A 22,724-nucleotide genomic window follows, 5' to 3' on the forward strand; every position below is an offset into this window, starting at 1 on the left:
AAGACAAAGGCCCGCCAAGGCGGGCCTTTTCAGAGAGCCTCAACCGGGGCTCAGATCGCGCGGTCGGTGCCGGTGGTGTCAATCACTCGGGTCGGCAGGCCGATCTCGCCCAGCAGTTCCAAGAACGGGCGCGGCGGCAGATCTTCGACATTGGCCATATGGCCCACATCCCAGACCCCCTTGGCGATCAAGATCGCGGCGGCCACAGGTGGCACGCCAGCGGTGTAGGAAATGCCTTGGCTGCCCACTTCGTTATAGGCGTCTTTGTGATCGGCCACGTTGTAGATGAACACCTCCGCCGGTTTGCCGTCTTTGGTGCCTTTTACAAGGTCACCGATGCAGGTCTTGCCGGTGTAATCGGGCGCAAGGCTGGCCGGGTCTGGCAGCACGGCTTTGACCACCTTGAGCGGGATCACCTCTTGGCCTTCGGCGGTTTTGACCGGCTTTTCGGACAGAAGGCCAAGGTTTTTCAGCACGGTAAAGACGTTGATGTAATGCTCGCCAAAGCCCATCCAGAAGCGCACATCGGCATGGGCGTAGCGCGCCGACAGCGAATGCACCTCGTCATGGCCGGTCATATAGGCTTGCTGCTTGCCGACAACGGGCAGATCCCATTCCTTGCCGACTTCGAACATCTTGTTCGTTTGCCAGGCCCCGTTTTGCCACGAATAGACCGTGCCGGTGAATTCGCGGAAGTTGATTTCCGGGTCGAAGTTGGTGGCAAACCAGCGGCCATGCGAGCCCGCGTTGATATCGACAATGTCGATGCTTTCGATCGTGTCGAGGAATTCATCCTCGGCCAGACGTGCGTAGCTGTTGACCACGCCCGGGTCGAAGCCCACGCCCAAAATGGCGGTCACGCCCGCGGCTTTGCATTCGTCACGCCGCTTCCATTCGTAGTTGCCATACCACGGCGGCGCTTCGCAGATCTTTTCCGGGTCTTCGTGGATCGCGGTGTCCATATAGGCGGCGCCCGTTTCGATGCAGGCGCTCATCACCGTCATATTGACGAAAGCCGAGCCCACATTGATGACGATCTGCGCACCGGTCTTGCGGATCAGTTCGGCCACCGCCGCGCTGTCCATCGCGTCGACCCCATGGCCCTCGAACGTGCCTTGCACTTTCATCGCGCCCTTTTCATGCACCGAGGCGATGATGGCATCGCATTTCGCCTTGGTGCGCGAGGCGATGTGCAGGTCACCCAGTATGTCGTTGTGCTGCGCACATTTGTGGGCAACCACCTGCGCGACGCCACCGGCACCGATGATAAGCACGTTCTTTTTCACTTCTTCTGGCTCCTTTCATGAGCAAGGGAAGGGGGGCGATCAGCCCCTCAGGACAGGGATGTCAGATAATCCTCGTAACCGAACTGTCGAATAAGCTCGATCTCGCCGGTTTCTCGTTTGATCGCGATCGACGGCATGTTCACACCGTTGAACCAGTTCTTCTTGACCATCGTATAGCCCGCCGCATCGGCGACCGAGATGCGGTCGCCCACCTTCAGCGGTTTTTCAAAACGGGCTTCGCCAAAAATATCGCCCGCAAGGCAGGATTTGCCGCAGATCTGATAGGCGTGATCGCCGGTTTGCGGCAGTTTGGCACTTTCGCGATAGATAAGAAGGTCGAGCATATGCGCTTCGATGCTGCTATCGACGATGGCAAGGTTCTTGCCGTTGTCGAGCAGGTCAAGCACGCTCACTTCAAGCGAGGTGGATTGCGTGATCGACGCCTCGCCCGGTTCCAGATAGACCTGCACGCCAAAACGCTCCGAGAAGGTTTTGAGCCGTGCGGCAAGCGCTTCAAGCGGGTAGCCTTCGCCGGTGAAATGGATACCGCCGCCAAGGCTTACCCACTCCAGCTTTTCCAAAAGCGGGGCAAAGTCGCGTTCGATCCGGCCAAGCTGTTCGTCGAACAGTGCAAAGTCGGCGTTTTCGCAATTGTAGTGGATCATCACCCCGGTGATGCGATCGGCCACACCCAAGAGCTTATTCACATCCCATTCGCCCAGCCGCGAGAACGGTCGGGCCGGGTCGGCCAGATCAAACCCGCTGGTCGAAAACCGCGGGTTCAGCCGCAGCCCGCGCTGAATATGCGCCGATTGCGCTTCAAACCGGGTCAACTGCCCAACGGTGTTGAAGATGATCTTGTCGGCATAGCCGCAGGCTTCATCAATCTCGCTATCCGACCACGCCACCGAATAGGCATGGGTTTCCTTGCCGAATTTCTCGTGCCCCAGACGCAGTTCGTAAAGCGAGCTGGAGGTGGTGCCATCCATATAGGGGCGCATGATGTCAAACGCCGACCATGTCGCAAAGCACTTGAGCGCCAAAAGCGCCTTCGCCCCCGAAGCGGCCCGCAAAGCCTCGATCTTGCGCATGTTCGTCAGAATCCGCGCTTCGTCGATCAGGTAGAAGGGTGTCGGAATCATGGGCGCCCCCCCAAAAAAGTGAAGCCGCGATATAGGCCCCTAACCCCTGTGACGCAACAGGTTTTGGCCTTAATCGACGCGCAGACGTTCCTTCGCTACGCCCAGCGTGTAACCCTTGCGTGAAATGTTGCGCACCAGCAACTCGCTGACCAAGGCATTGCCCAAGCTGTCGCGCAGCCGTTTGATGCGCGTGGCGCCTGCGGCTTCGTCACAATCTGCCTCGGGCTTGCCGGAAATCATCGCCTCAATCTGCGCCCCGGTCAGCAATTCGTCATCCATCCGCGCTTCGGCCAGAACCGACAGCGTGTCGATGGCCGCAGGCGTCAGGGTAAAGGCCATCTCGTTCAGCATCACCGCGTTTTCCGCGCGCAGGATGCGCAGGCTTTGTACTTCGATGCCAGAGCGTTGGATCGCGCTCATGCGCCGGTTCAGCCCCGCAATCGTGACCAAAAGCACCAGCGCCGCCACCATCAGCACCGTGGCGAAGACCAGCAAGATAAAGATGATGATGCGGTAAGAGGTAAGCACCTCTGCAAAGGCCGTGCCCGATTGCGCCAGCACCTCCAAAAGCCGCAACTGGCTGGGGTTGGTCAGCGCATCGTTTTGCACGAAAATCTCTTCGACCCGCGCGTTGAAGGCATTGGCATCGGGCAGCGACAAAAACAGCATGGCGGCGGCAGCGGCCAGCGCTACGGCAATCGCGGCCACGCCCCAGATCACGGCGCGCGAGCCGGTTTTCAGCCCCTCAGTAACGGAGGAAGTAGGCACCGGCACTCGCCTTCTTGCTGTTGAGCGTTTCGGGCCCGAAAACGGACACGACATTAAGCAGGGTCCAGCCGCCCGCAGCCAGACGGGGCGACAGAACGGCCGTGGCCGCCGCTTTGGAGCAGGCGCTATCGGGCACCTGCGCGACACCGTAATGCAGCCGCAAGGGATCGTCTTGCTTTGCCTTGTAATCGGCATAGCACTGAGCCTGCGCGGGGGCTGCGGCCAGAAGGGCAAGGGCAAGAAGCGCATGTTTCATCATGCGATCAAGCTGCGCGCAGCGGCGTTGTTATGCAATAGCCAAAGGGGTTTGCGGGTCTTGCTATCGCATAACAGCTTGCTGTTATTGCGTTTCGAGGGGGCTTGGCGCGACGGTCGGACCATACCGAACGCGGCTTGCCGCCCGATTTGAAGGACACGGAAATGATCAAGAAATTCTGCACAGGTTTCACCGCTGCGCTGACCGCTGTCGCCTTGGCGGCTGGCAGTCTGACCGCCACGGTCACCCCCGCCGCTGCGATGAATGATAAGGACAAAGCCGCGCTGGGCGTGGTGCTTGGGATCGGTGCGCTTGCGCTGATCGCCAACAGTCAAAACGACGATAGCCGCGTGCGTCCGAGACCGCGCCCTCAGCCGTATGACGTCCGCCCCGGCCGACGCGATGATTGGCGGTGGGATGATGGTTGGACGAACCGGCGTGATGAGCGCCGCCGGGAGGCGCGGCGCACGATTCCCGAGCGCTGTCTTGTGAACACGGGCGCGCGCAGCACACGCAATGCGCTGGTCGCGGCGCATTGCGCGGCCGATGCCGTGGGTTGGCGCGCCTTGCCGATCAACTGCAAGATCAACCTGAGAAATGATCGCGCGCGTGGGGCCACCCTTTATCGCCGGTCCTGCCTTGAGGATTACGGGTTCCGTATCGGGCACCGTTAAAGCGGCAAAGTTAAAGCGGCAAAAAGGCGAGGGGCTCCCCTCGCCTTTTTCATTGCGCTGTCTCCTGTGACGCGGCACTGGGGGGCATGGCAAACCAACCTGATGACAGTTTTGAAATCGCCGCCCGTGCGCGCGGGCTATTGCGTGTGGCGGGCGTGGACGAGGTCGGGCGCGGCCCGCTGTGTGGCCCGGTGACCGCCGCTGCCGTGGTTTTGGACCCCGCGTATATTCCCGAAGGTCTGAACGATTCGAAGAAGCTGTCGGCCAAACGCCGCGCCGACCTTGTGGCGCAGATCACCCAGACGGCGGATTGGTGCGTGGCCCATGCCAGCGTCGAAGAGATTGATACCCTCAACATCTTGCAAGCCAGCCACCTTGCGATGTGTCGCGCGATTGCGGGGCTGCAAACGCCGCCCGATCATGTGCTGGTGGATGGCAACCGGCTGCCTAAGGCGCTGCGCTTGTCTGCCGAAACGGTGGTGAAAGGGGATGCGCGCTCGGTCTCGATTGCGGCTGCGTCAATTTTGGCGAAACAAGCGCGCGATGCGCTGATGGTGGATTTGGCGCAACAATACCCCGGCTATGGCTGGGAGCGGAACGCCGGTTATCCGACCAAGGACCATTTGCAGGCGCTCCTAGATTTGGGGGTAACGCCCGTTCATAGACGTTCGTTCAAGCCTGTCCACAATATCTTGTGCCAAGCGAAAACTGTAACCCCCTGATTCAAAAAAGAAATTGACGACGAATCAGCTTTGACTCATCTTTAGCCCCATAGACCGGCACAAGCTGGCGACCCACCGGGCAAGACCCAGACGGGCAGAATGAGGCAGACATGACCAAGACCCAATCGCGGAAGCCGCAACCGGCTCTTCCGCTCAATCAGATCATTGCGGGCGACTGCATCGAGGAAATGAACCGCTTGCCCGAGGCAAGCGTCGATCTGATCTTCGCCGACCCGCCCTATAACCTGCAACTGCGTGGCGATTTGCACCGGCCTGACAATTCACGGGTCGATGCCGTGGATGATGCATGGGACAAGTTCGGCTCCTTTGGCCATTATGACCATTTCACCCGCGATTGGCTGGCCGCTGCCAAGCGTATTTTGAAGCCCAACGGGGCGATCTGGGTGATTGGCTCTTACCACAATGTTTTCCGGCTTGGGGCCGAGTTGCAAAACCAAGGCTTCTGGATCTTGAATGACGTGGTTTGGCGCAAATCGAACCCGATGCCCAACTTCCGCGGCAAACGTCTGACCAATGCGCATGAAACGCTGATCTGGGCGAGCAAATCCGAGGGCGCGAAATACACCTTCAATTACGAGGCGTTGAAGGCGCTGAACGAAGGCATCCAGATGCGCTCGGATTGGGTGCTGCCGATCTGCACTGGGGGCGAGCGTCTGAAAGACGATGCGGGCGATAAAGCGCATCCGACGCAAAAGCCCGAAGCGTTGCTGCACCGGATCATTCTGGGCACCACCAACCCCGGCGATGTGGTACTGGACCCGTTCTTTGGCACGGGCACCACGGGCGCTGTGGCGAAGATGCTGGGGCGCGAATATATCGGTATCGAGCGCGAAGAAGCCTACCGGGTCGCTGCCGAAAAGCGGCTGGCCAAAGTGCGCAAGTTTGACCGCGAAGCGCTGGAAACCACCACCTCGAAACGCGCCGAACCGCGCGTGCCTTTTGGCCAATTGGTCGAACGCGGCATGCTGCGCCCGGGCGAGGAGCTTTATTCCATCGGCAACCGCTACAAGGCGAAAGTGCGCGCCGATGGCACGCTGGTCGGCAATGATGTCAAAGGCTCGATCCATCAGGTCGGAGCGCATCTGGAAGGCGCGCCAAGCTGCAATGGTTGGACCTATTGGCATTTCAAGCGCGACGGCAAACTGGTGCCGATCGATCTGCTGCGCCAGCAGATTCGCGCCGAAATGAACTGACGAAATACAAGGTTACCGCCAGCGCCCCGGCCGGACCGGGGCGCGACCTTGCCCCGCCGTTCACTCGGCGGGGTCTTTTTGATTTTCAGCTATCCTCCAGCCGGGCGCGCAATTCGCGTAAAACCGGCAGCGCCATGCGCACCTTCTCGGCGCCGATGTCGCGCACGATGTCGCCAATCAGCGGCATCAAGGTGGCCAGTGCCGCATCGCGCGCCTGCCGCCCGGCGGGGGATATGGCCACGAATTTGCGCCGCGCATCATCCCAATCGGGGCGGATATGCACATGCCCCGCCCAGACCAGTTTCGACAATGTGTTGGTCATTGCGCCACGCGTGACATGAAAGGTCGCGGCCAGTTGCGCGGGGGTGCGTTCCTCGCCGATATGGGCAAGGTGGTTGAGCACGGAAAAATGAGAGATTTCCATGCCTTTGGGCAAAGCCCGGCTGACGACATTACGCGCCAACTGATCGGCCATGAAGACCTCGGAAAACAGCGCGGCGGCCAGCGGATCGGGCATGTCAGGGCCCCTCGAACGCGCGGTCATGGGTGATCGAGGGGACGCGGGCGCGCGCCTCGGCCACCCGGGCCAGATCAATATCGACCAGTGTCACGCCCGGTTCGGTGCCGCCATCGGCCAGCACCTCGCCCCAAGGGGCCACGGCAAGGCTGTGGCCATGGGTGCGGCGCGGCTTGCCACCATGCGCGGCATGGGTGCCACATTGCGCCGGTGCCAGAACGAAACAGGTGTTTTCAATCGCCCGCGCCCGGATCAGGCTTCCCCAATGCGCGGCGCCGGTTGTGTCATTGAAGGCGGCAGGCAGGGTCAACAGATCGGCCCCCGCATGCGCCAGACGCCGGAATAGATGCGGAAAGCGCAGATCATAACAGATCGCCATACCGATCTTGGCAAAATCCGTTTCCGCCAGAACCGCGCGCGCGCCGGGGCGATAGGCATCCGATTCGCGATAGCGTTCCGTGGGCGAGACATCGACATCGAACATATGGATCTTGTCATAGCGCGCCGCGATCTGCCCTTGCGGGTCGATCAGAAAGGATCGGTTGGCAAAGCGGCCATCGGCCTCATGTGTTTTCAGACCCAAAGACCCGATCAAAAGCCAAACGCCAAGGCTTTGCGCCTCGGCGCGCAGCGCGGCAAGGGTCGGGTCATCCTCTTCATGGCACAGCACCGCTTGCTGATGCGCGCGGTCTGACGACAGTAGATTGGTGCATTCGGGGGTGAGCACAAAGCCCGCGCCCTGCGCCGCGGCTTGGCGCATGAAATCGAGCGTCACCGGCAGGTTTTGGGCCGGATCGTCGCCGACGGAAAGCTGAACCAGCGCGGCGCGCATCACTCGGCCAGCATCGGATCAAGCTTGCCTGCCGCCTCCAGCGCATGCAGTTCATCGCAGCCGCCCACCGGTGTGCCGCCAATGAAAATCTGCGGCACGGTATAGCCGCCATTGGCGCGTTGGGTCATCTTTTGCCGTTCCATCGGATCGGCACCGACATCGGTTTCTTCAAATGGGATGCCCTTGCGGATCAGCAGCTCCTTGGCGGCAATGCAATAGGGGCAGGTGCGGGTGGTGTAGATTTCGACGCGTTTCATGAAAGCTCCTTGTTGGGTCCAACGTAAGGGCTTCACGCCTCCTTCGCAACGCGGGCCAGCACAGCAACCGACACCTGCGCCGCTCCTGCGGCCAGTGCCGCCTCGGCACAAGCGTCAAGCGTCGCGCCCGAGGTCAGAACGTCATCGACCACCAGAATATGGCGCCCCTTGATTTTGGGGGCATAGCGCGGGCGCAGTCGGATCGCCCCGGCCAGATTGTCATGGCGCTCAGTGCGGCTGTGCCCCTCTTGGCTGGGGGTGGCGCGGCGCCGCTCGAACAAATCGGGCAGACAGGGCAGCCGTTGCGTGCGTGCCATAGTCTGCGCCAATAGGGCGGATTGGTTGAACATCCGTCGCACCATCCGCAACCGATGCAGCGGCACCGGGGCGACCACCATGCCCGGTTCCAAAATCGGTTGCGCGGCGCGGGCGAGCATGTCGCCCAAAGACGGCACCAGATCAAGCCGATCAGCATGTTTGAATGCCAAAACCAACGCCCGTCCGGTGCCCGAATACAAAAAGGCGGCCCGCCCCCGCGCCCAAGGGCGCGGCGTCCCAAGGCAGTCATCGCAGTGCACGATGTTTTCTGAAATGCCCGGCAGGGGCGCCCCGCAGCAATCGCAGATTGTGCCGGTGATAAACCGCATCTCGCGCCAGCAGGGGCCGCACAAGCCGTGATCGGTGCCCACCGCCTCGCCGCAGCAAATGCAGCGCGGTGGAAAGACGGTGTGCAACAGCGCCGCGACCGCGCGCTGCATCCCGTCTGGTCTCCGGGCTCGAACCGCCTTATCGTCTCGCATCACCATGACCACCTCGCACCACTTAACCGACCGCCCCGCCCTGATCCGAAACCGGGCCCGCGCCGAATGGCGCGGCCTCGAGCTGTTCTTGCACGAAGATGCAGCCGAGGAACTTCAGGAGAGGCTGAACGAGGTTAACAAAAGGTTTACGTCGCCCGCCCTGATCGCGCCTTATGCCGCGCCGTGGCAGGCCGTTTTGCCCGGCGCAAAGCGGGTTTCGGATACGGACGTGCTTGATCTGGAAGAAGGCGCGCATGATCTGGTGGTGCATGCGATGTGTCTGCATTGGGCCGAAGACCCGGTGGGCCAGATCGTGCAGGCGGCGCGCGCGTTGCGCCCCGACGGGTTGTTCATTGCGGTGATGTTCGGCGGTCAGACGCTGGCCGAATTGCGCGCGGCCTTGGCCGAGGCCGAGGTGGCGGTCAGCGGCGGGCTGTCGCCGCGGGTGCTGCCGATGGGCGAGATTCGCGATCTGGGCGCGCTTTTGCAGCGCGCGGGTCTGGCGCTGCCGGTGGCAGACAGTGTTTTGCGGAAGGTCACCTATGAAAACCCGTTGCGGCTTTTGGCCGATCTGCGCGCAATGGGCGAAACCAATGCTTTGGCCGGGCGTATGCGCCATTTCACCCGCCGTGCAGTGCTGGCGCAGGCGATGGCGCATTACGCCGAACATTTTGCCGAGCCCGATGGCCGGGTGCGGGCAAGCTTCGACATGGTCTGGTTGACCGGCTGGAAGCCGCATGAAAGCCAGCAAAAACCACTGCGCCCCGGGGCAGCCTCGGCCCGGTTGGCCGAGGCGTTGGGCACCTGTGAAATCCCGGCTGGGGAGAAACCCTGACTAGCCGAGTTCGTGCAGGAAGTTCTTTGACCACCAATGCACGTCTTGGGTCAAAAGCACTTTCATCAGCGCCTCATAGCGTTCGCGCCGCTCCGAATGTGACATGGCAAGCGCGGTCAGGATCGAACTGGCCATCTGTTCGGTGTCATGCGGGTTTACGATCAGGGCTTCTGGCATCTGTTCGGCGGCCCCGGCAAATTGCGACAACACCAGAACGCCCGGATCTTCGGGGTTTTGCGCGGCGATGAATTCCTTGGCGACAAGGTTCATCCCGTCCATCAAGGGCGTGACCAAAGCCACATGGGAGGCGCGGTAAAGCCCCGCCAGAACCTCACGCGGGACGGGGCGGTTGATGAAGCGCACCGGGGCCCATTGGATATCGGCGAAGGTGCCGTTGATCCGTCCCGATAGGTGTTCGGTCTCTTCGCGGATCTGATCATAGGCCTGCACGCCCTCGCGGGTGGGGGGCGAAATCTGCAAAAGCGAGACATGGCGATGCCATTCTTCATGCCGCGACAAAAATTCGCCGAAGGCGCGGAAGCGTTGCGGCACGCCCTTGGAATAATCCAGCCGGTCCACCCCGATCATCAGCCGCCGACGGTCTTTCACGATGCCAGAGGGCAGGGCCTGAAACTGTTCTTCGGCCAGATCCATGAATTCGCGCGCATCAATCGCAATCGGAAAAGCGGCGATCCGGCTTTGGCGTTGGCCGAGGTGGATATAGCCCGTGCCCAGATCGATTGCCTCGCCAATCTCCACCATCGAGGCCAGACAGGCGCGCACGTCGCGGTCGGCCTGTAGGCCGATCAGGTCGAAGCCCGAAAGCCATTGGCACACCTCGCGCCCATTGGGCAGCACATGCATGGACAGCGGCTCTGGGAACGGGGTGTGCAAGAAGAACCCGATCCGGTTGCCCACCCCCAGCACGCGCAATTCATGCGCCAAGGCCATCAGGTGGAAGTCATGCACCCAAATCCGGTCTTCGGGGTCCAGAAGGGGGGCCAGCATGCGCGCCAGACGCCGATTCACCTTTTTGTAGCTTGCCAGATATTCCTGATGGATATCAACCAGATCGGTGCGGCCGTGAAACAGCGGCCACAGCACCGAATTGGCGTAGCCCGCATAATAATTCTGCTGCTCTTCCTCGGTCAGATCGAAACACAGCCGCCGGAAGGGCCCGCCCTCGATCTCGCGGAATTGGTCCGAGGGGGTATCGCACAATTCGCCCGAGGTGCCGATCCAGATACCGCCAGCCTGTTCCAGTGCGTCCCCCAGCGCGACAACCAACCCGCCCGAGGGGTTGGCCCCGGTGGGAATACGGTTTGAAAGACAGATCAATCGTCCCATCAATAGTCCTCCAAAGCGGCTTTCAGCCAAGCGCGCACCTGATCGGGGGCGGGCAGGCGGTGGCTGGCGGCGGTGACGCCATCGCCCACCTTCACACCAAAACCGCCATGCGCCTCGGCCCAGGCCAGCGCAGGTTCATCGGTCACGTCATCGCCCGCATAAACCGGGCGGCGCCCGGAAAAAGGCGCGATTTGCGACAGCATTTCAAGGGCCCGGTCTTTTGACACGCCGCCGGGGCGCAGTTCGACCGCCATTTTCGCCAGTTGCACTTCAAACCCGGGGTAACGGGCGACCAGTTCGGCGGCAAAGCCTTCGGTCACGCCCTGCAACTCGGGCCTTGCGCGGTAATGCAACCCGCCGCCCAAGGATTTCGGTTCATAAAGCAGACCCTGTTCGGCACAGAAGGCCGCCATTTCGTCTTGCAGCGCCGCAAGACCTTCGGGGCGAACGGGCGCGCGGCCAAGCCCACGGGACTCTGCCCCGTGGCTGCCCACCATCGGCCCGTCAAAGCCCGCAAGGAAGGTTTCCAACTCTGGCAAGGACCGGCCAGAGACGATGGCAAGCGCCCCGCCCAGCCTTTCGGACAGGGCGGTTAGGGTTTTGCCAAGCTCTTTTGGAACAATAATCGCGTCAGGACGGGCTGCGATCTCGACAAGGCATCCGTCGAAATCTAAAAACAGCGCGTCCTGCGCGGGGTCGAGGGCGGGCGGAGCATCTTCGGCTCCGGTCGGATCACTCATTGGCATGCTCCCAACTTAGGTGAGGCGCGACACATTGCAAAGGCGGCATTGACCTGAGCGGTAAACCCATTAAGTCCGGGTCAGGTTTCATCGGAGTGACGACAGGAAAAGACATGACCGAAGAACGGCCAGCACGCCTTGCCCATGCGCCTGCCGATCACCCCGCGGTGCCGCCAGCGCGGATCGGCGTGTTGTTTGCAAACCTTGGCACGCCCGATGCGACCGATTACTGGTCGATGCGGCGCTATCTGAACGAGTTCCTTTCGGACCAGCGCGTGATCGATATTCCCGCGTGGAAATGGCAGCCGCTTCTGCAATTGATCATCCTGTCCAAACGGCCGTTCACCTCGGGCGAGAATTATCGGTCGATCTGGAACGAAGAGCTGGACGAAAGCCCGCTGATGACAATCACCCGCCAGCAGGTGACAAAGCTGCGCAAGGCGGTGGATGCGCGCTATGGCAAAGACAATGTCGTGGTCGATTTCTGCATGCGTTATGGCAACCCTTCGACCCATGATGTCGTCGAGGAAATGGTCGCCAAGGGCTGTGAACGGATCTTGTTCTTCCCGCTTTATCCGCAATATGCGGGCGCCACCTCGGCCACGGCGAATGACCAATTCTTCCGCGCGCTGATGGCGCAAAAGCGCCAGCCCGCCGCCCGCACGGCGCCCGAATATTTCGCAAGGCCTTCATATATTGACGCTTTGGCGCAATCTGTCGAACGTGCCTATGCCGATCTGGAACATCGCCCCGATGTTTTGGTGGCGTCCTATCACGGGATGCCAAGCCGCTATTTGCGCGAAGGCGACCCCTACCATTGCCAATGTCAAAAAACCTCGCGGCTTTTGCGCGAGCGGCTGGGCTGGGACAAGGATGCGATCGACACCACCTTCCAATCCGTTTTCGGGCGCGAGGAATGGCTGCGCCCCTATACGGTCGAACATGTCGCGCGGCTGGCGGAATCGGGCAAAAAGAACATCGCGGTCATTTCCCCTGCCTTCTCGGCCGATTGCATCGAGACGTTGGAGGAAATCAACGGCGAGATCCGCGAGGCCTTCGAGGAAGCGGGCGGCGAGTTCTTCACCTATGTGCCCTGTCTCAATGATGACGATGCCCATATCGCCGCGCTGATGGAAGTGGTCGAAGAAAACCTCTGCGGCTGGATCTGCTGATCCACCCGATTGGTCGCGCGGCGCTTTGGCCTGTCTTTCTCCTTGCCTTGCCGTCTTCCGGCGTTACGCTGACCTTGCGTAAAGAGTGGGCCAAGTGGGCCGGGAGGGGGCAAACCTGCGCAAAGCACTCCAATCCGGGCTGCGGCACGTCGCCGCACGCGTGACTGCCGGGGGCGTCTCGGTGCTGATCCGTTTTTTGACGGCACCGCAGGCGCTTTATACCGTGGCGCTGCCGCCCGGGGTGCAGCGGGTCTATTTTGCCAACCATTGTTCCAATGCCGATGCGGTGCTGATCTGGGCGGTGCTGCCGCCCGAGGTGCGCGCCCGCACCCGCCCCGTGGCCGCCGCCGATTATTGGCTAAAGAACCGGTTGCGTCAGTTCATGGGGCGCGATGTCTTCAAGGTGCTGTTGATTGAGCGGCTGCGCGAAAACCGCAGCGAAAACCCGGTCGAGCGGATGATCGCTGCGGTGGACGAGGGGGCCTCGCTCATCATCTTTCCCGAAGGGCGGCGCAATGAAAGCGATGAAATGCTTTTGGAGATGCGCCCCGGCATCTACCACCTAGGCCAAGCCCGGCCCGATCTGGAATTGGTGCCGGTCTGGATTCACAACCTGAATGCGGTGCTGCCGCGTGGGTCACTGGTGCCGGTGCCGCTTTTGTGCACCGTGGGGTTTGGGGCGCCGATGCGCCCGGGGGCCGCCGAAAGCAAAGAGGCGTTTATGGCCCGCGCCCGCGCCGCGCTTTTGGCGCTTGCACCGAAGGAGGGGCCATGAGCGCCGAAACTTCGGTCAATCTGATTACGCTCTTTGCGGCGGTCTTCGCGGTTTTGGGGCTCGCCTCGGCGGTGGTGCAGCTTTTGCGCTGGCGCTTCGACCCCGAGGGGAACAGCCCGGTCATCGCCACGCTGAATGCCCGGATCGATGGCTGGTGGCTGATGATCGTCGTTTTATGCATCGCCTTCTTGCTGGGGCAGGGGGCGGTGCTGTTGCTGTTTGCCTTTGCGTCGTTCAGCGCGCTGCGCGAATTCTTGACGCTGACCCATCGCCAACGCGCCGATCATGCGGCGCTGGTCGCCTCGTTCTTTCTGGTGCTGCCGGTGCAATATGTCTCGATCTGGCAAGACTGGTATGGCTTCGCCGCGATCTTCATCCCGGTCTATGCCTTCCTTGGGCTGCCCATCTTGACCGTGCTGCGGGCCGAAACGGCGCAATTCCTCACCCGCGTGTCAGAAACCCAATGGGCGCTGATGATCGCGATCTATTGCGTCAGTCATGTGCCCGCCTTCCTGACCTTGCAGATCCCCGGCTTTCAGGGCGACAGCATCCTGTTGATCGTGTTCTTGCTGTTCGTCGTGCAGTCGGGTGATGTGCTGCGCTATCTGGCCGATAAGGCGATCGGCCGGCACAAGGTGGCGCCGCAAGTCTCGCAAACGAAAACATGGGAAGGCTTTGCCGTGGGCGTTTTGGCGGCCTCGGTGATTGGTATGGCGCTTTGGTGGATCACCCCGTTCAGCCCGGCGCAGGCCTTCGCCATGTCGCTGGTGCTGGCCAGTTTAGGCTTCTTTGGCGGGCTGGTGATGGGGGCGATCAAGCGCGATCGCGGCGTGCGCGAATGGGGCCATATGATCGAGGGGCATGGCGGTTTTCTTGACCGGCTCGATTCCGTGGTGTTTGCCGCGCCGGTGTTTTTCCACCTGACGCGGTTCTTTTGGCACGGCTAAGCGTTAGATCAGAACCACCTGAGTGCCGACCTTGGCCAGTTCGAACAGCTCTTCGATATGCTGATTAAAAAGCCCGATGCAGCCGTTTGACGATTTGCGCCCGATCTTGCGGGTGTCATGCGTGCCGTGAATCCGGTAGTAGCGCCAGCCAAGGTAAAGCGCGCGCGTGCCCAGCGGGTTGTCGGGCCCGGCATCGACAAAATCGGGCCAATCGGGGTTGCGCTTCTTCATCGCCGGTGTGGGCGACCATGTGGGGTTTTTCACCTTGCGAACAACTTCTGTGCGACCGCGTTTCGTCAGGTCTTCCGAGACGGGAACCGAAGTCGGATAAAGCTTGTAGATCGATTGATCCTCGGACCAGAAGTGCAACGCGCGCGAGATCGTATCGACCAAGATCGCACCATTGCGCGTGTCCGAAAAATACGGCTGCCAATCTAATTCGCGGAAGCTGGAGATATTGCGCCGCATATTGGTATTGGCGCTTTCCTCATATTGCACCGCGCCCGCGTCGGGGGTTTGGGCAAATACGGCGGGCGCAGCCAGTGTCAGGCCGGTGCAGGCGGCAGAGCCAAGGAAAGAGCGGCGGTCGAGCATCTTGCGCGCATCCGTCATGGGGTGTCTCCGTTCGGGCCGGGCGCGGGGCGCGGGCCGGGGTGATCTGATCTGGGGGCGTGCCCCGTTGGCTTGTTACCTATTGCGCCTTTGTCGCAGGTGCAAATCAAACCCGCGTCAATGCGCGGTTTCACGCAACTGTGGGTTTGCGCGGCCTCAGTGGGCGGTGTAAGGGGGCCAGAACTTCCGGGGGAAAGACATGATCCGCTTAACTGCCCTTTTGATGGCCGCCAGCCTCGCGCTGACCGCTTGCACCACGACTGGCCCGCAGCTTGGCCCCGATGGCAAGCCCCTGCCGAAGCTCTACCGCATTTCCGCCAATGACACGCAAAAGATTCAGACCCGCGTGGTCGAGGCCGTCAACAGCCTGCGCGGCGTGCGTGGCACTCCGCCGGTGGCGCTGAATACCGCGCTGAATGAAGCCGCATTGATCCATTCGCGCGATATGGCGTTGCAAAACCGCCCGTGGCATTGGGGGTCGGACGGGTCTTCGCCGCTGGATCGGGTGGCCCGCGCGGGCTTCAGGGGCGAGTTTTTGGGCGAGAATATCTCGGAAACCTATGAGACCGAGACCGAAACGCTGTCGGCTTGGATGAACCTTGCCGATACCCGCGACGTGATCTTGAACCCCGAGGCGACGCAGATGGGCTTTTCTTGGTATCAAGAACCTTCGGGCAAGATCTGGTGGACGATGGTCACCGGCAAATAAGCGGCCCATCGAGCGGCCGGATCAAAAGGCCCCTGCGCGGGGCCTTTTTGCTTCGCGTCAGGGGAAAATGAAGATCGGCGTGCCCAGCCGGACCATGGAATAGATTTCCTCGATCTCGTCGTCTTTCACCGCGATGCAGCCCGCCGTCCAATCGCGCCCGCGCCCCTTGTTCTTGCCCGCGCGGCCATGGATCATGATATCGCCGCCGGGTTTGCGGCCTTGCGCTTCGGCAAAGGCGCGGTCTTGCGCATTGGGGTAAGACACTTCCAAGGACAGGTGATAGGCGGAATTGGGGTTTTGTCGGCTGATGTAATAAAGCCCCTCGGGCGTCTTGCTGTCGCCTTCGAACTGCTTTTTGCCGACCGGATTGCCGCCCAGCCCGATCCTGTAGGTCTTGAGCACCTTATCACCGGAAAACAGCATCATCCGCCGTTTCGCCTTGAACACCTGAATTTGCGTGACAGGCGGCCCGCTATAGCGCCGGAACTTGGAGGAATCGCCGCCACAGGCGGCCAGAAGAGCGAGGCTCGAAAGCCCCAAAAGAAGTGCGCGACGCTGCATGATCTGCCTGTAGTTTCTGTTTTGTCCAAGCCTATCAGACTTGCCTCGGACCGCGAAGCTTTATGCGCGGGTAAACCGTGCCGCAAGCTCGATATGGGCCGACCAGCGGAACTGATCGACCACGATCATGTCATCCAGCGCAAAACCCGCCTGCATCAGCCGTTCGGCATCGCGCGCGAAGGTGACCGGGTTGCATGACACGTAAACCAAACGGGCAAGCTTGGAGGCGGCGATTTCAGCCACCTGCGCCTCGGCCCCGGCGCGCGGCGGGTCGATCACCACCGCGTCGAACCGGTCGATCTCATCGGGCAGGAGCGGGCGGCGAAACAGATCGCGCGCCTCGTGGGTGACCTTTTTCAGCCCCGGCGCCGTGCGCCAGCCCTTATCCAACGCGGCCAGCATATCTGCCTCGCCCTCTACCGCATGCACCTCGGCCCCGGTCGCAAGCGGCAGCGCAAAGGTGCCGCAACCGGCAAAAAGATCGGCGATCTTGTCCGCGCCCGTTGTCGCGGTGCGTACGAAATCGACCAGTGCCGCCTCGCCCTCGGCCGTGGCCTGCAAAAACGCGCCGGGCGGCGGGGTCACACGCGCGGGGCCAAAGCTTTGCAGCGCGGGGCGGCGCGCGGCCACGGTTTCGCCATTCCAACTGAGCCGGGCCAGATCATGGTCTTCGGCCAAACGCGCCAAGTCGCCAAAGAGCTTTGGCTCAAGTTCCTTGCCGCCCGTCGCCGCGACCTCGACCCCGGCAAGCGACAGCGTCATCGCAAAAGACACCTCCCCCTTGCGCGAGGCGCCCAGGACAGTGGCCGTATGCAGCGCGGGCAGGGCGTTCAGCAGGTCGGGATGAAGGATTTGGCACTTCGGCACCTCGACGACCGTATCCGAGGCGCGGGCATGAAAACCGACCAGACTGCCCTTTTTCGTGCGCCGCCCCGACAGGCTGGCGCGGCGGCGTGACAGCGTGGGAGAGGTTTCGACCGCGCGCACCTGTGCCATGATCCCGCGCGTCGAAAGCGCGGTTTCCGCGACCTCGGCCTTCCAGCGTTCAACAAAGCTGTCAGAGGCATGTTGCAGCACGCAGCCGCCGCAGGCGCGGTAATGCGCGCAGGGGGCTTTGACCCGATCAGGGGCGGGGGTGAGGATGCTGGGCGTTGCCATCCGGCCATCCTCGACGCTGCCGCTGACCACCTCACCCGGAAGCGCCATCGCCACATACACGCGCCCCGCATCGCCTTGTGCGATCCCATCGGCCAGAAGCGACAGGCGGTCAATGGTGAGGGTGTGCGGCTCGGTCATGGCGGTCTCCTTGCGGCCCGCTTAGCGCAAGACCCTGCCCCGGCCAAGCCTATTGCGCCGCCTCGATGGTTTCGAGCGGTTCATCGCCATCTTCGTCTTCATCTGTGCCGATGAACCCACCCGATTGCCGGTTCCAATAGCGCGCATAAAGGCCCTGTTCGGCCAAAAGTTCGCTATGCGAGCCTTGCTCGACGATCCGGCCCTCATCCAGCACGATGATCCGGTCCATCTCCGCAATGGTGGACAGCCTGTGCGCAATGGCCAGCACCGTTTTGCCCTCCATCACCCGATGCAGCGCTTGCTGGATTTGTGCCTCCACCTCGCTATCAAGGGCAGAGGTCGCCTCATCCAGAACCAAGATCGGCGCGTTTTTCAAGAAGGCGCGGGCAAGCGCAATCCGTTGCCGCTGGCCGCCCGAAAGCTTCACGCCGCGTTCGCCCAGCGCCGCATCATAGCCTGTTTTGCCGGTGTGATCGGTTAGACCCAAAATAAACTCATGCGCCTCGGCGGCTTTGGCGGCGGCGATCATTTCCTCTTCTGTCGCATCTGGGCGGCCATACAAAATGTTCTCGCGCGCCGAGCGGTTGAACATCGCGGTTTCTTGCGTGACCATGCCAATCTGGCGGCGCAGGCTTTCTTGCGTGACGCTGCGCAGGTCGTGACCATCAATCAAGACCGCGCCTTTCTCGGTGTCGTAAAGCCGCAAAAGCAGCGAAACGAGGGTCGATTTCCCCGCGCCAGAAGCGCCGACAATGCCGATCCGTTCGCCCGGGGCAATCGTCAGGTCAAGGTCTACGACCCCGCCTTTGTCGCGCCCATAGGCAAAGCTGACATGGTCAAAGCGGATTTCCCCCTGAACCCGTTCAAGGCCGCGTGCGCCCGGCGCATCGGTGATGTCATGCGCAGGCGTAAGGGTGCGCATCCCGTCTTCGACCTCGCCCACATTCGACCACAGCGACATCAAAGATTGCGAAACCCAGCCCGACATTTGCGTGATCCGCATCGCAACCGCGCCCGCAGCCGCAATGTCGCCCGCCGTCGCCTCGCCGCGCCGCCACATCAAGATCGCCCCGCCCACCAGTAAAATCGGTAGCAGGCCCGAAAAGGTGATCTGGCTGACCCGATACCATGTCGAGGTCACGCCAAAGTGCCGCGCCGCGGTCCGGAACCCCTGCATCGCGCCCAAGGCGGCCTGGTCTTCATGGCGGGCATGGGCAAAAAGCTTCACCGTTTTGATGTTGGTGATCGTGTCGACGACCTGCCCGGTGACCATCGCGCGGGCCGAGGCGCGCGCTTTCGACCGCCCCCGCACGTGCGGCAAGAAGGCCCGGATCAACAGCAGGTAAAACACCAGCCAGACCCCAAGCGCCAGCGCGCCAATCGTGTCTATTCCAGCCAAAAGGAAGACCGAGCCAATGATAGAGGCCAGCGCAAAAAACACGGTGCCGATGACTTCGGTCACCACATCGGTGACGGCGCGGGCGGTCTGCATTTGCTTTTGCGCGATGCGGCCTGCGAAATCATTGTCGAAAAAGGTGACAGCATGGCCCATGGTCCAGCGGTGCAGGCGCGAAAGCACCTGCGGCATCAGGTTGGGCGCGACCAGCATGTTCGAAGACCATGTCGAAAAGCCGAACGACGCGGGGCGGATCACCAGATAAAAGACCACAAAGGCCAACAGCAGCCACAGATGCTGGCTGCCATATGTGGCCGGATCGGCACCGACGATGGAATCGATCACCAGCCCCAAAAGCCAGGCCGCGCCCACCTCCATCGTGCCCGCAAGCGCCGAGGCCACGCCCGCCACGCCCACCACGGGCCAAGCGCCGCGCAGGCACCAACGCAGGAAAGACAGCAGGCGCTGCGGGGGTGGCCCCTCGGCGGGTGTGAAGGCGTCGATCATGGGAATTCCTTTCGGCGCCACCATATAGCGGGCCGGGTCAGAAGGAAAAGGTCAGCCAAGGTCGCGCAATAGATCGTCGCGCGTCAGCGTGAAGCCAGAGGTGATCCAGCGGCTTTCAAGGTCGCGCAGCTTCGCCCCCAAGGCGGGGCCGGTGAAGGCGGGCATCAGGTCTTTTGCCTTGATCGGGAAGCTTTGGGCCGCGCCGAAATTGACCCTGTCCCAGCTTGAGGGCGCGATGTCCTGCCCCATCAGGGCGGCACGAATGAGCAACGCATCGCGCGCCGTTTGCGCGCCATAGCGATAGCCCAATTCGGGGTCTGACACGGTCTCGCCCAGTGCTGCGCGCAGCGTTTCAAGCTGCTTGGCCTCGGCCTTGGACAGCCGCAATCTTTCGGCGGCTTCTGCGCCGCCCAAACAGGCCAGACGGCGCAGCGGATCGGGGGCAAGACCCGCTTCGAGATGCACCAAGGGGGCGAGGGCTTTGGCATCGGCGCCGGGCAGAACCTGCGCCAGAACCCCGCAAGCGGCCATCGCCGCAATGGCGGGGGCCGGGTCTGGCGCGGCCAGCAATTTGCGCATCTCATGGCCGATGCGTTCGCGCGAAAGCGTCTCTAGCCCTGCGCAATGTTGCGCGCAGGCGGCCAAGCCGTCGGCATCCATGCCACGCGCGGGATCGCCATACCACGCGGTGAAACGGAAGAAGCGCAGGATGCGCAGATAGTCTTCTTCGATCCGGGCGGCAGGGTCGCCCACAAAACGCAGATGGCGCGCCTGCAAATCGGCCAAGCCTTCGCCCAGCGGGTCCAGCACGGTGCCATCGGCACGCGCGTAAAGCGCGTTCATCGTAAAGTCGCGCCGCGCGGCATCTTCGGCCACATCGGTGGAAAAGGCCACGGTCGCATGGCGGCCAAAGGTTTCCACGTCGCGGCGGAACGTAGTGATCTCATGCGGCTGGTGGTCCACCACCAAGGTCACGGTGCCGTGCTCAATGCCGGTGGGCACGGCTTTGACGCCCGCTGCTCTGGCCAGGTTCAACACGCGCTCCGGGGGCGCATCGGTGGCGATATCAATATCGGAAACCGGCTCAGACAGGGCCGCATTGCGCACGCATCCGCCTACCAAAAGCGCCTCGTGCCCGCCCGCTTCCAGCAGCTCCAGAACGCGTTGCACATGCGGTTCAGTGAGCCAGTCGGCCGTCAGCTTCATGGTGTCAGCCGCTCGGTCAGCCCGCGCAGAATACGTGCCGTCGCGCCCCAGATGTAATAGGGGCCAAGTGGCGCCACATAATATGACCGCATCCCGCCGCGCCAGCGGCGTTGTTCCACGCGAAAGCTGTCGCGCGTCAAATGGGCAAAGGGCACGGTGAAAATTTCATCGACCTCGCCCGCTTCGGGGCGCGGGGTGAAGGGCGCCGTGATCTGCGCCACAACCGGGGTGACCAAAAAGCCGGTTACGGTTTCATGCGGCTCTAACGTGCCCAAAACCTGCACATGGCTGCGGGGCAGGGCGATTTCTTCCTCGGCCTCGCGCAGGGCGGCGGCGACCGGACCCGTATCGCCCGGATCGACCTTGCCACCGGGCAGCGCGATCTGCCCCGGGTGATGGCGTAGATGCGAGGCGCGCTTGGTCAGGTAAAGGCGCAGCCCTTGGGGCGTTTGTTCAAAAGCCGCCAACACCCCAGCAGGCCGCAAGACCCGATTTTCGGGCAAAACGGTTTCTGGGTTGAGATCATGATCTGACGAGGCTTGCCCCGGCCTTGCCAGGGCGGCAAGGATCGGGGCGAAAGCATCAGGCATCATCTGCCTCTTTGGGGGTGCCATCGGGGTTCTTCACCGCCTCGAAACCCAGCGACAGCGGGTCGAACACATAATGCGCGCCGCAGAACTGGCAATCGGCGGTGACCGTGCCTTCGGGCGTGGTCATGTGTCGGATGTCCTTTGCCGAATAGATCGACAGGCTGGTGCGCACCCGTTCTTCGGAGCAGGTGCAGCCGAAATAGACCTTTTGCGGGTCGAAGACGCGCGGCACCTCTTCGTTGAACAGCCGAACAAGCAGGTTGGTCAGCCCGACCGAGGGGCCGGTCAGTTCCATTTCCTCGACCGTGTCGAGCAGCACGTTGGCGCGGTTCCAGTTTTCATCCGCTGCCCCCGACAGAATGTCGGTGTGGCGCAACAGGCCCCCTTCGCCCGTGCCTTCGCGTGCCGCCCCGGCGACGGCGGGCATCATTTGCAGCATTACGCCACCCGCACGCCAATGCTCGCCCTGTCCCGGCTCGGTAGAGCGGCCAAAGGCCAGTTGGAACCGGGTCGGCAATTGTTCGGATTGCGCAAAATAGGTTTCGGCGCAGCGCGCGAGCGAGCCGCCATCAAGCGGGGTCATGCCCTGATAGGGCAGATTGCCCTCGCCTTGATCGATCAACACGGCCAGATAGCCCTCGCCAATTTCGGCAAAGGGATCGGGGGCCTCTTCATTCAGCCGTTCGGCGTCATAGCTGGCCCAAGCGCGGATGCGTGCGGGTGCCCCCTCTTCAACCGGGGCATAGTAATCGGTGGCCAGAATGCGGATCGGCCCTTTGCCGCGGACCTGAAGCGACAGCTTCCAGCGCAGTTTCATGGTTTGGCCGATCAACGCGGTCAAAAGCGCGACCTCGGCCACCAGACCTTCGACGATGGCGGGGTAGTCGTGTTGGCGCAGAACGTCTTCAAGCACGCCGTCAAGCCGCGCGATGCGGCCGCGCACGTCGGAACGGTCAAGCTGGAACGGCAGGACGGTATCGTCCCAAGCGATATCGGTAAGCGTGGTCATAAGAATCCCGGGGGTTTTCGATCAGCCCTTGGGCTGGCATATCGTGCCTATATGGTGGGGGCAACCGCTCGGCCAAGGGGGAGAGGGGCGAAAATGCGTCGTTTCGGAGAAAGAGTGGTGCGTGGGCAGCACTACAAGGCCCGTCCGGGGGCCTATGCGGTGTTGATGCGGGGCACGCGCGTGCTGATCACCCATCAAGAGGAGCCGGCGCCCGAATATCAATTGCCCGGCGGCGGGATCGACCCGGGCGAGGGGCCGCTTATGGCGTTGCACCGCGAAGTTTACGAAGAAACCGGCTGGAGTATTTCGGGCGCACGGCGACTTGGGGCCTATCGGCGTTTTACCTACATGCCGGAATACGACCTCTGGGCGGAAAAGATTTGCCACATTTATCTGGCCCGGCCCATCCTTCGGCGCAGTGCCCCGACCGAAAAGGGGCATGAAGCCTGTTGGATGGAGCGGGAAAAGGCGCTTGCATGCCTTGCAAATGCGGGGGATCGACACTTTATGGCGCGAATCTGGCAAAAATAGGGCCGAATTGCGGTGCAAATTGT

At 62.0% G+C, this 22,724-nt stretch carries 26 protein-coding genes; 9 read left to right on the forward strand and 17 right to left on the reverse strand.

Annotation, left to right across the window (positions count from 1 at the left end; all coding sequences use genetic code 11):
* Positions 1-50: 50 nt before the first annotated feature.
* The 4 genes from CKO11_RS00195 to CKO11_RS00210 all read right to left on the reverse strand — a co-directional run bounded on the left by CKO11_RS00195 (position 51) and on the right by CKO11_RS00210 (position 3,452).
* A complete protein-coding gene (locus tag CKO11_RS00195; protein WP_223631725.1) occupies positions 51-1,286 on the reverse strand; it encodes a saccharopine dehydrogenase family protein in 1,236 nt (411 codons plus the stop codon).
* Between the two features lie 47 nt (positions 1,287-1,333).
* Positions 1,334-2,428 carry a carboxynorspermidine decarboxylase gene (locus tag CKO11_RS00200; protein ID WP_223631727.1) on the reverse strand — a complete coding sequence of 365 codons (1,095 nt, stop codon included), beginning with the start codon at positions 2,426-2,428 and terminating at the stop codon, positions 1,334-1,336.
* A gap of 69 nt (positions 2,429-2,497) precedes the next feature.
* Complete coding sequence (locus CKO11_RS00205; protein ID WP_263298359.1) at positions 2,498-3,250, reverse strand: hypothetical protein; 753 nt, start codon at positions 3,248-3,250, stop codon at positions 2,498-2,500.
* Positions 3,174-3,452 (reverse strand): hypothetical protein, encoded by a 279-nt coding sequence (locus CKO11_RS00210; protein WP_411741974.1) that lies wholly within the window; start codon positions 3,450-3,452, stop codon positions 3,174-3,176. Before CKO11_RS00210 ends, CKO11_RS00205 begins: the two co-directional genes overlap by 77 nt.
* A gap of 164 nt (positions 3,453-3,616) precedes the next feature.
* Between CKO11_RS00210 and CKO11_RS00215 the strand changes: the two genes are divergently transcribed.
* The 3 genes from CKO11_RS00215 to CKO11_RS00225 all read left to right on the forward strand — a co-directional run bounded on the left by CKO11_RS00215 (position 3,617) and on the right by CKO11_RS00225 (position 6,062).
* Positions 3,617-4,126, forward strand: a complete 510-nt coding sequence (locus tag CKO11_RS00215) for a hypothetical protein (protein WP_223631734.1) — start codon at positions 3,617-3,619, stop codon at positions 4,124-4,126.
* An 86-nt stretch (positions 4,127-4,212) separates the two neighbouring features.
* Positions 4,213-4,848, forward strand: coding sequence for a ribonuclease HII (locus CKO11_RS00220; RefSeq protein ID WP_223631736.1), 636 nt, complete (start codon positions 4,213-4,215; stop codon positions 4,846-4,848).
* Positions 4,849-4,958: 110 nt separating this feature from the next.
* Positions 4,959-6,062 (forward strand): site-specific DNA-methyltransferase, encoded by a 1,104-nt coding sequence (locus CKO11_RS00225; protein WP_223631738.1) that lies wholly within the window; start codon positions 4,959-4,961, stop codon positions 6,060-6,062.
* A gap of 85 nt (positions 6,063-6,147) precedes the next feature.
* On the opposite strand, the gene CKO11_RS00230 is transcribed toward CKO11_RS00225, so the two are convergent.
* The 4 genes from CKO11_RS00230 to CKO11_RS00245 are packed head-to-tail and all read right to left on the reverse strand — an operon-like array spanning position 6,148 to position 8,426.
* Positions 6,148-6,579 (reverse strand): MarR family winged helix-turn-helix transcriptional regulator, encoded by a 432-nt coding sequence (locus CKO11_RS00230; RefSeq protein ID WP_223631739.1) that lies wholly within the window; start codon positions 6,577-6,579, stop codon positions 6,148-6,150.
* Position 6,580: 1 nt separating this feature from the next.
* Positions 6,581-7,411, reverse strand: coding sequence for a carbon-nitrogen hydrolase family protein (locus tag CKO11_RS00235; protein WP_223631740.1), 831 nt, complete (start codon positions 7,409-7,411; stop codon positions 6,581-6,583).
* The gene (gene grxC, locus CKO11_RS00240) at positions 7,411-7,668 is read right to left on the reverse strand and encodes a glutaredoxin 3 (RefSeq protein WP_223631741.1); all 258 of its coding nucleotides are present in this window, start codon (positions 7,666-7,668) and stop codon (positions 7,411-7,413) included. Before grxC ends, CKO11_RS00235 begins: the two co-directional genes overlap by 1 nt.
* 32 nt (positions 7,669-7,700) lie before the next feature.
* Positions 7,701-8,426 carry a ComF family protein gene (locus CKO11_RS00245; RefSeq protein ID WP_223631742.1) on the reverse strand — a complete coding sequence of 242 codons (726 nt, stop codon included), beginning with the start codon at positions 8,424-8,426 and terminating at the stop codon, positions 7,701-7,703.
* Between the two features lie 46 nt (positions 8,427-8,472).
* Between CKO11_RS00245 and CKO11_RS00250 the strand changes: the two genes are divergently transcribed.
* Positions 8,473-9,303, forward strand: a complete 831-nt coding sequence (locus CKO11_RS00250) for a methyltransferase domain-containing protein (protein ID WP_223631743.1) — start codon at positions 8,473-8,475, stop codon at positions 9,301-9,303.
* Here the strand turns inward: CKO11_RS00250 and CKO11_RS00255 are convergent, their stop codons facing one another.
* Both CKO11_RS00255 and otsB read right to left on the reverse strand, forming a co-directional pair.
* A complete protein-coding gene (locus CKO11_RS00255; protein ID WP_223631744.1) occupies positions 9,304-10,650 on the reverse strand; it encodes a trehalose-6-phosphate synthase in 1,347 nt (448 codons plus the stop codon).
* On the reverse strand, positions 10,650-11,390 hold the full coding sequence (otsB, locus tag CKO11_RS00260; protein WP_223631746.1) for a trehalose-phosphatase: 741 nt from the start codon (positions 11,388-11,390) through the stop codon (positions 10,650-10,652). Before otsB ends, CKO11_RS00255 begins: the two co-directional genes overlap by 1 nt.
* A gap of 113 nt (positions 11,391-11,503) precedes the next feature.
* On the opposite strand from otsB, the gene hemH reads away from it, so the two are divergent.
* From hemH to CKO11_RS00275, 3 genes are all read left to right on the forward strand, one after another.
* Positions 11,504-12,562 (forward strand): ferrochelatase, encoded by a 1,059-nt coding sequence (gene hemH, locus CKO11_RS00265; protein ID WP_223631748.1) that lies wholly within the window; start codon positions 11,504-11,506, stop codon positions 12,560-12,562.
* Between the two features lie 181 nt (positions 12,563-12,743).
* Positions 12,744-13,337 carry a lysophospholipid acyltransferase family protein gene (locus CKO11_RS00270; RefSeq protein WP_223631750.1) on the forward strand — a complete coding sequence of 198 codons (594 nt, stop codon included), beginning with the start codon at positions 12,744-12,746 and terminating at the stop codon, positions 13,335-13,337.
* Complete coding sequence (locus CKO11_RS00275) at positions 13,334-14,284, forward strand: phosphatidate cytidylyltransferase (RefSeq protein ID WP_223631752.1); 951 nt, start codon at positions 13,334-13,336, stop codon at positions 14,282-14,284. The genes CKO11_RS00270 and CKO11_RS00275 overlap by 4 nt, the downstream gene beginning before the upstream one ends.
* A gap of 3 nt (positions 14,285-14,287) precedes the next feature.
* Here the strand turns inward: CKO11_RS00275 and CKO11_RS00280 are convergent, their stop codons facing one another.
* Positions 14,288-14,896, reverse strand: a complete 609-nt coding sequence (locus CKO11_RS00280; protein ID WP_223631754.1) for a L,D-transpeptidase — start codon at positions 14,894-14,896, stop codon at positions 14,288-14,290.
* A 199-nt stretch (positions 14,897-15,095) separates the two neighbouring features.
* On the opposite strand from CKO11_RS00280, the gene CKO11_RS00285 reads away from it, so the two are divergent.
* Positions 15,096-15,605 (forward strand): CAP domain-containing protein, encoded by a 510-nt coding sequence (locus CKO11_RS00285; RefSeq protein WP_223631757.1) that lies wholly within the window; start codon positions 15,096-15,098, stop codon positions 15,603-15,605.
* Positions 15,606-15,662: 57 nt separating this feature from the next.
* Here CKO11_RS00285 and CKO11_RS00290 read toward each other — a convergent pair whose 3' ends face one another.
* From CKO11_RS00290 to CKO11_RS00315, 6 genes are read right to left on the reverse strand one after another with little or no spacing between them, the layout of a single operon-like run.
* Positions 15,663-16,166 carry a murein L,D-transpeptidase family protein gene (locus tag CKO11_RS00290; RefSeq protein ID WP_223631759.1) on the reverse strand — a complete coding sequence of 168 codons (504 nt, stop codon included), beginning with the start codon at positions 16,164-16,166 and terminating at the stop codon, positions 15,663-15,665.
* 60 nt (positions 16,167-16,226) lie between these two features.
* A complete protein-coding gene (locus tag CKO11_RS00295; RefSeq protein WP_223631762.1) occupies positions 16,227-17,462 on the reverse strand; it encodes a class I SAM-dependent RNA methyltransferase in 1,236 nt (411 codons plus the stop codon).
* A gap of 49 nt (positions 17,463-17,511) precedes the next feature.
* Positions 17,512-19,365 carry an ABC transporter ATP-binding protein gene (locus CKO11_RS00300; protein WP_223631764.1) on the reverse strand — a complete coding sequence of 618 codons (1,854 nt, stop codon included), beginning with the start codon at positions 19,363-19,365 and terminating at the stop codon, positions 17,512-17,514.
* Positions 19,366-19,416: 51 nt separating this feature from the next.
* Positions 19,417-20,571 (reverse strand): CCA tRNA nucleotidyltransferase, encoded by a 1,155-nt coding sequence (locus CKO11_RS00305; RefSeq protein WP_223631766.1) that lies wholly within the window; start codon positions 20,569-20,571, stop codon positions 19,417-19,419.
* Entirely contained in the window at positions 20,568-21,161 is a 594-nt protein-coding gene (locus CKO11_RS00310; protein WP_223631768.1) for an NUDIX hydrolase, read from the reverse strand. Before CKO11_RS00310 ends, CKO11_RS00305 begins: the two co-directional genes overlap by 4 nt.
* The gene (locus CKO11_RS00315; protein WP_223631770.1) at positions 21,154-22,170 is read right to left on the reverse strand and encodes an Hsp33 family molecular chaperone HslO; all 1,017 of its coding nucleotides are present in this window, start codon (positions 22,168-22,170) and stop codon (positions 21,154-21,156) included. Before CKO11_RS00315 ends, CKO11_RS00310 begins: the two co-directional genes overlap by 8 nt.
* A gap of 93 nt (positions 22,171-22,263) precedes the next feature.
* On the opposite strand from CKO11_RS00315, the gene CKO11_RS00320 reads away from it, so the two are divergent.
* Positions 22,264-22,701 carry an NUDIX hydrolase gene (locus CKO11_RS00320; RefSeq protein ID WP_223631772.1) on the forward strand — a complete coding sequence of 146 codons (438 nt, stop codon included), beginning with the start codon at positions 22,264-22,266 and terminating at the stop codon, positions 22,699-22,701.
* The last annotated feature ends 23 nt before the right edge of the window (positions 22,702-22,724 follow it).

Source organism: Rhodobacter sp. TJ_12 (assembly GCF_020023995.1).
GTDB lineage: Bacteria > Pseudomonadota > Alphaproteobacteria > Rhodobacterales > Rhodobacteraceae > Rhodobacter.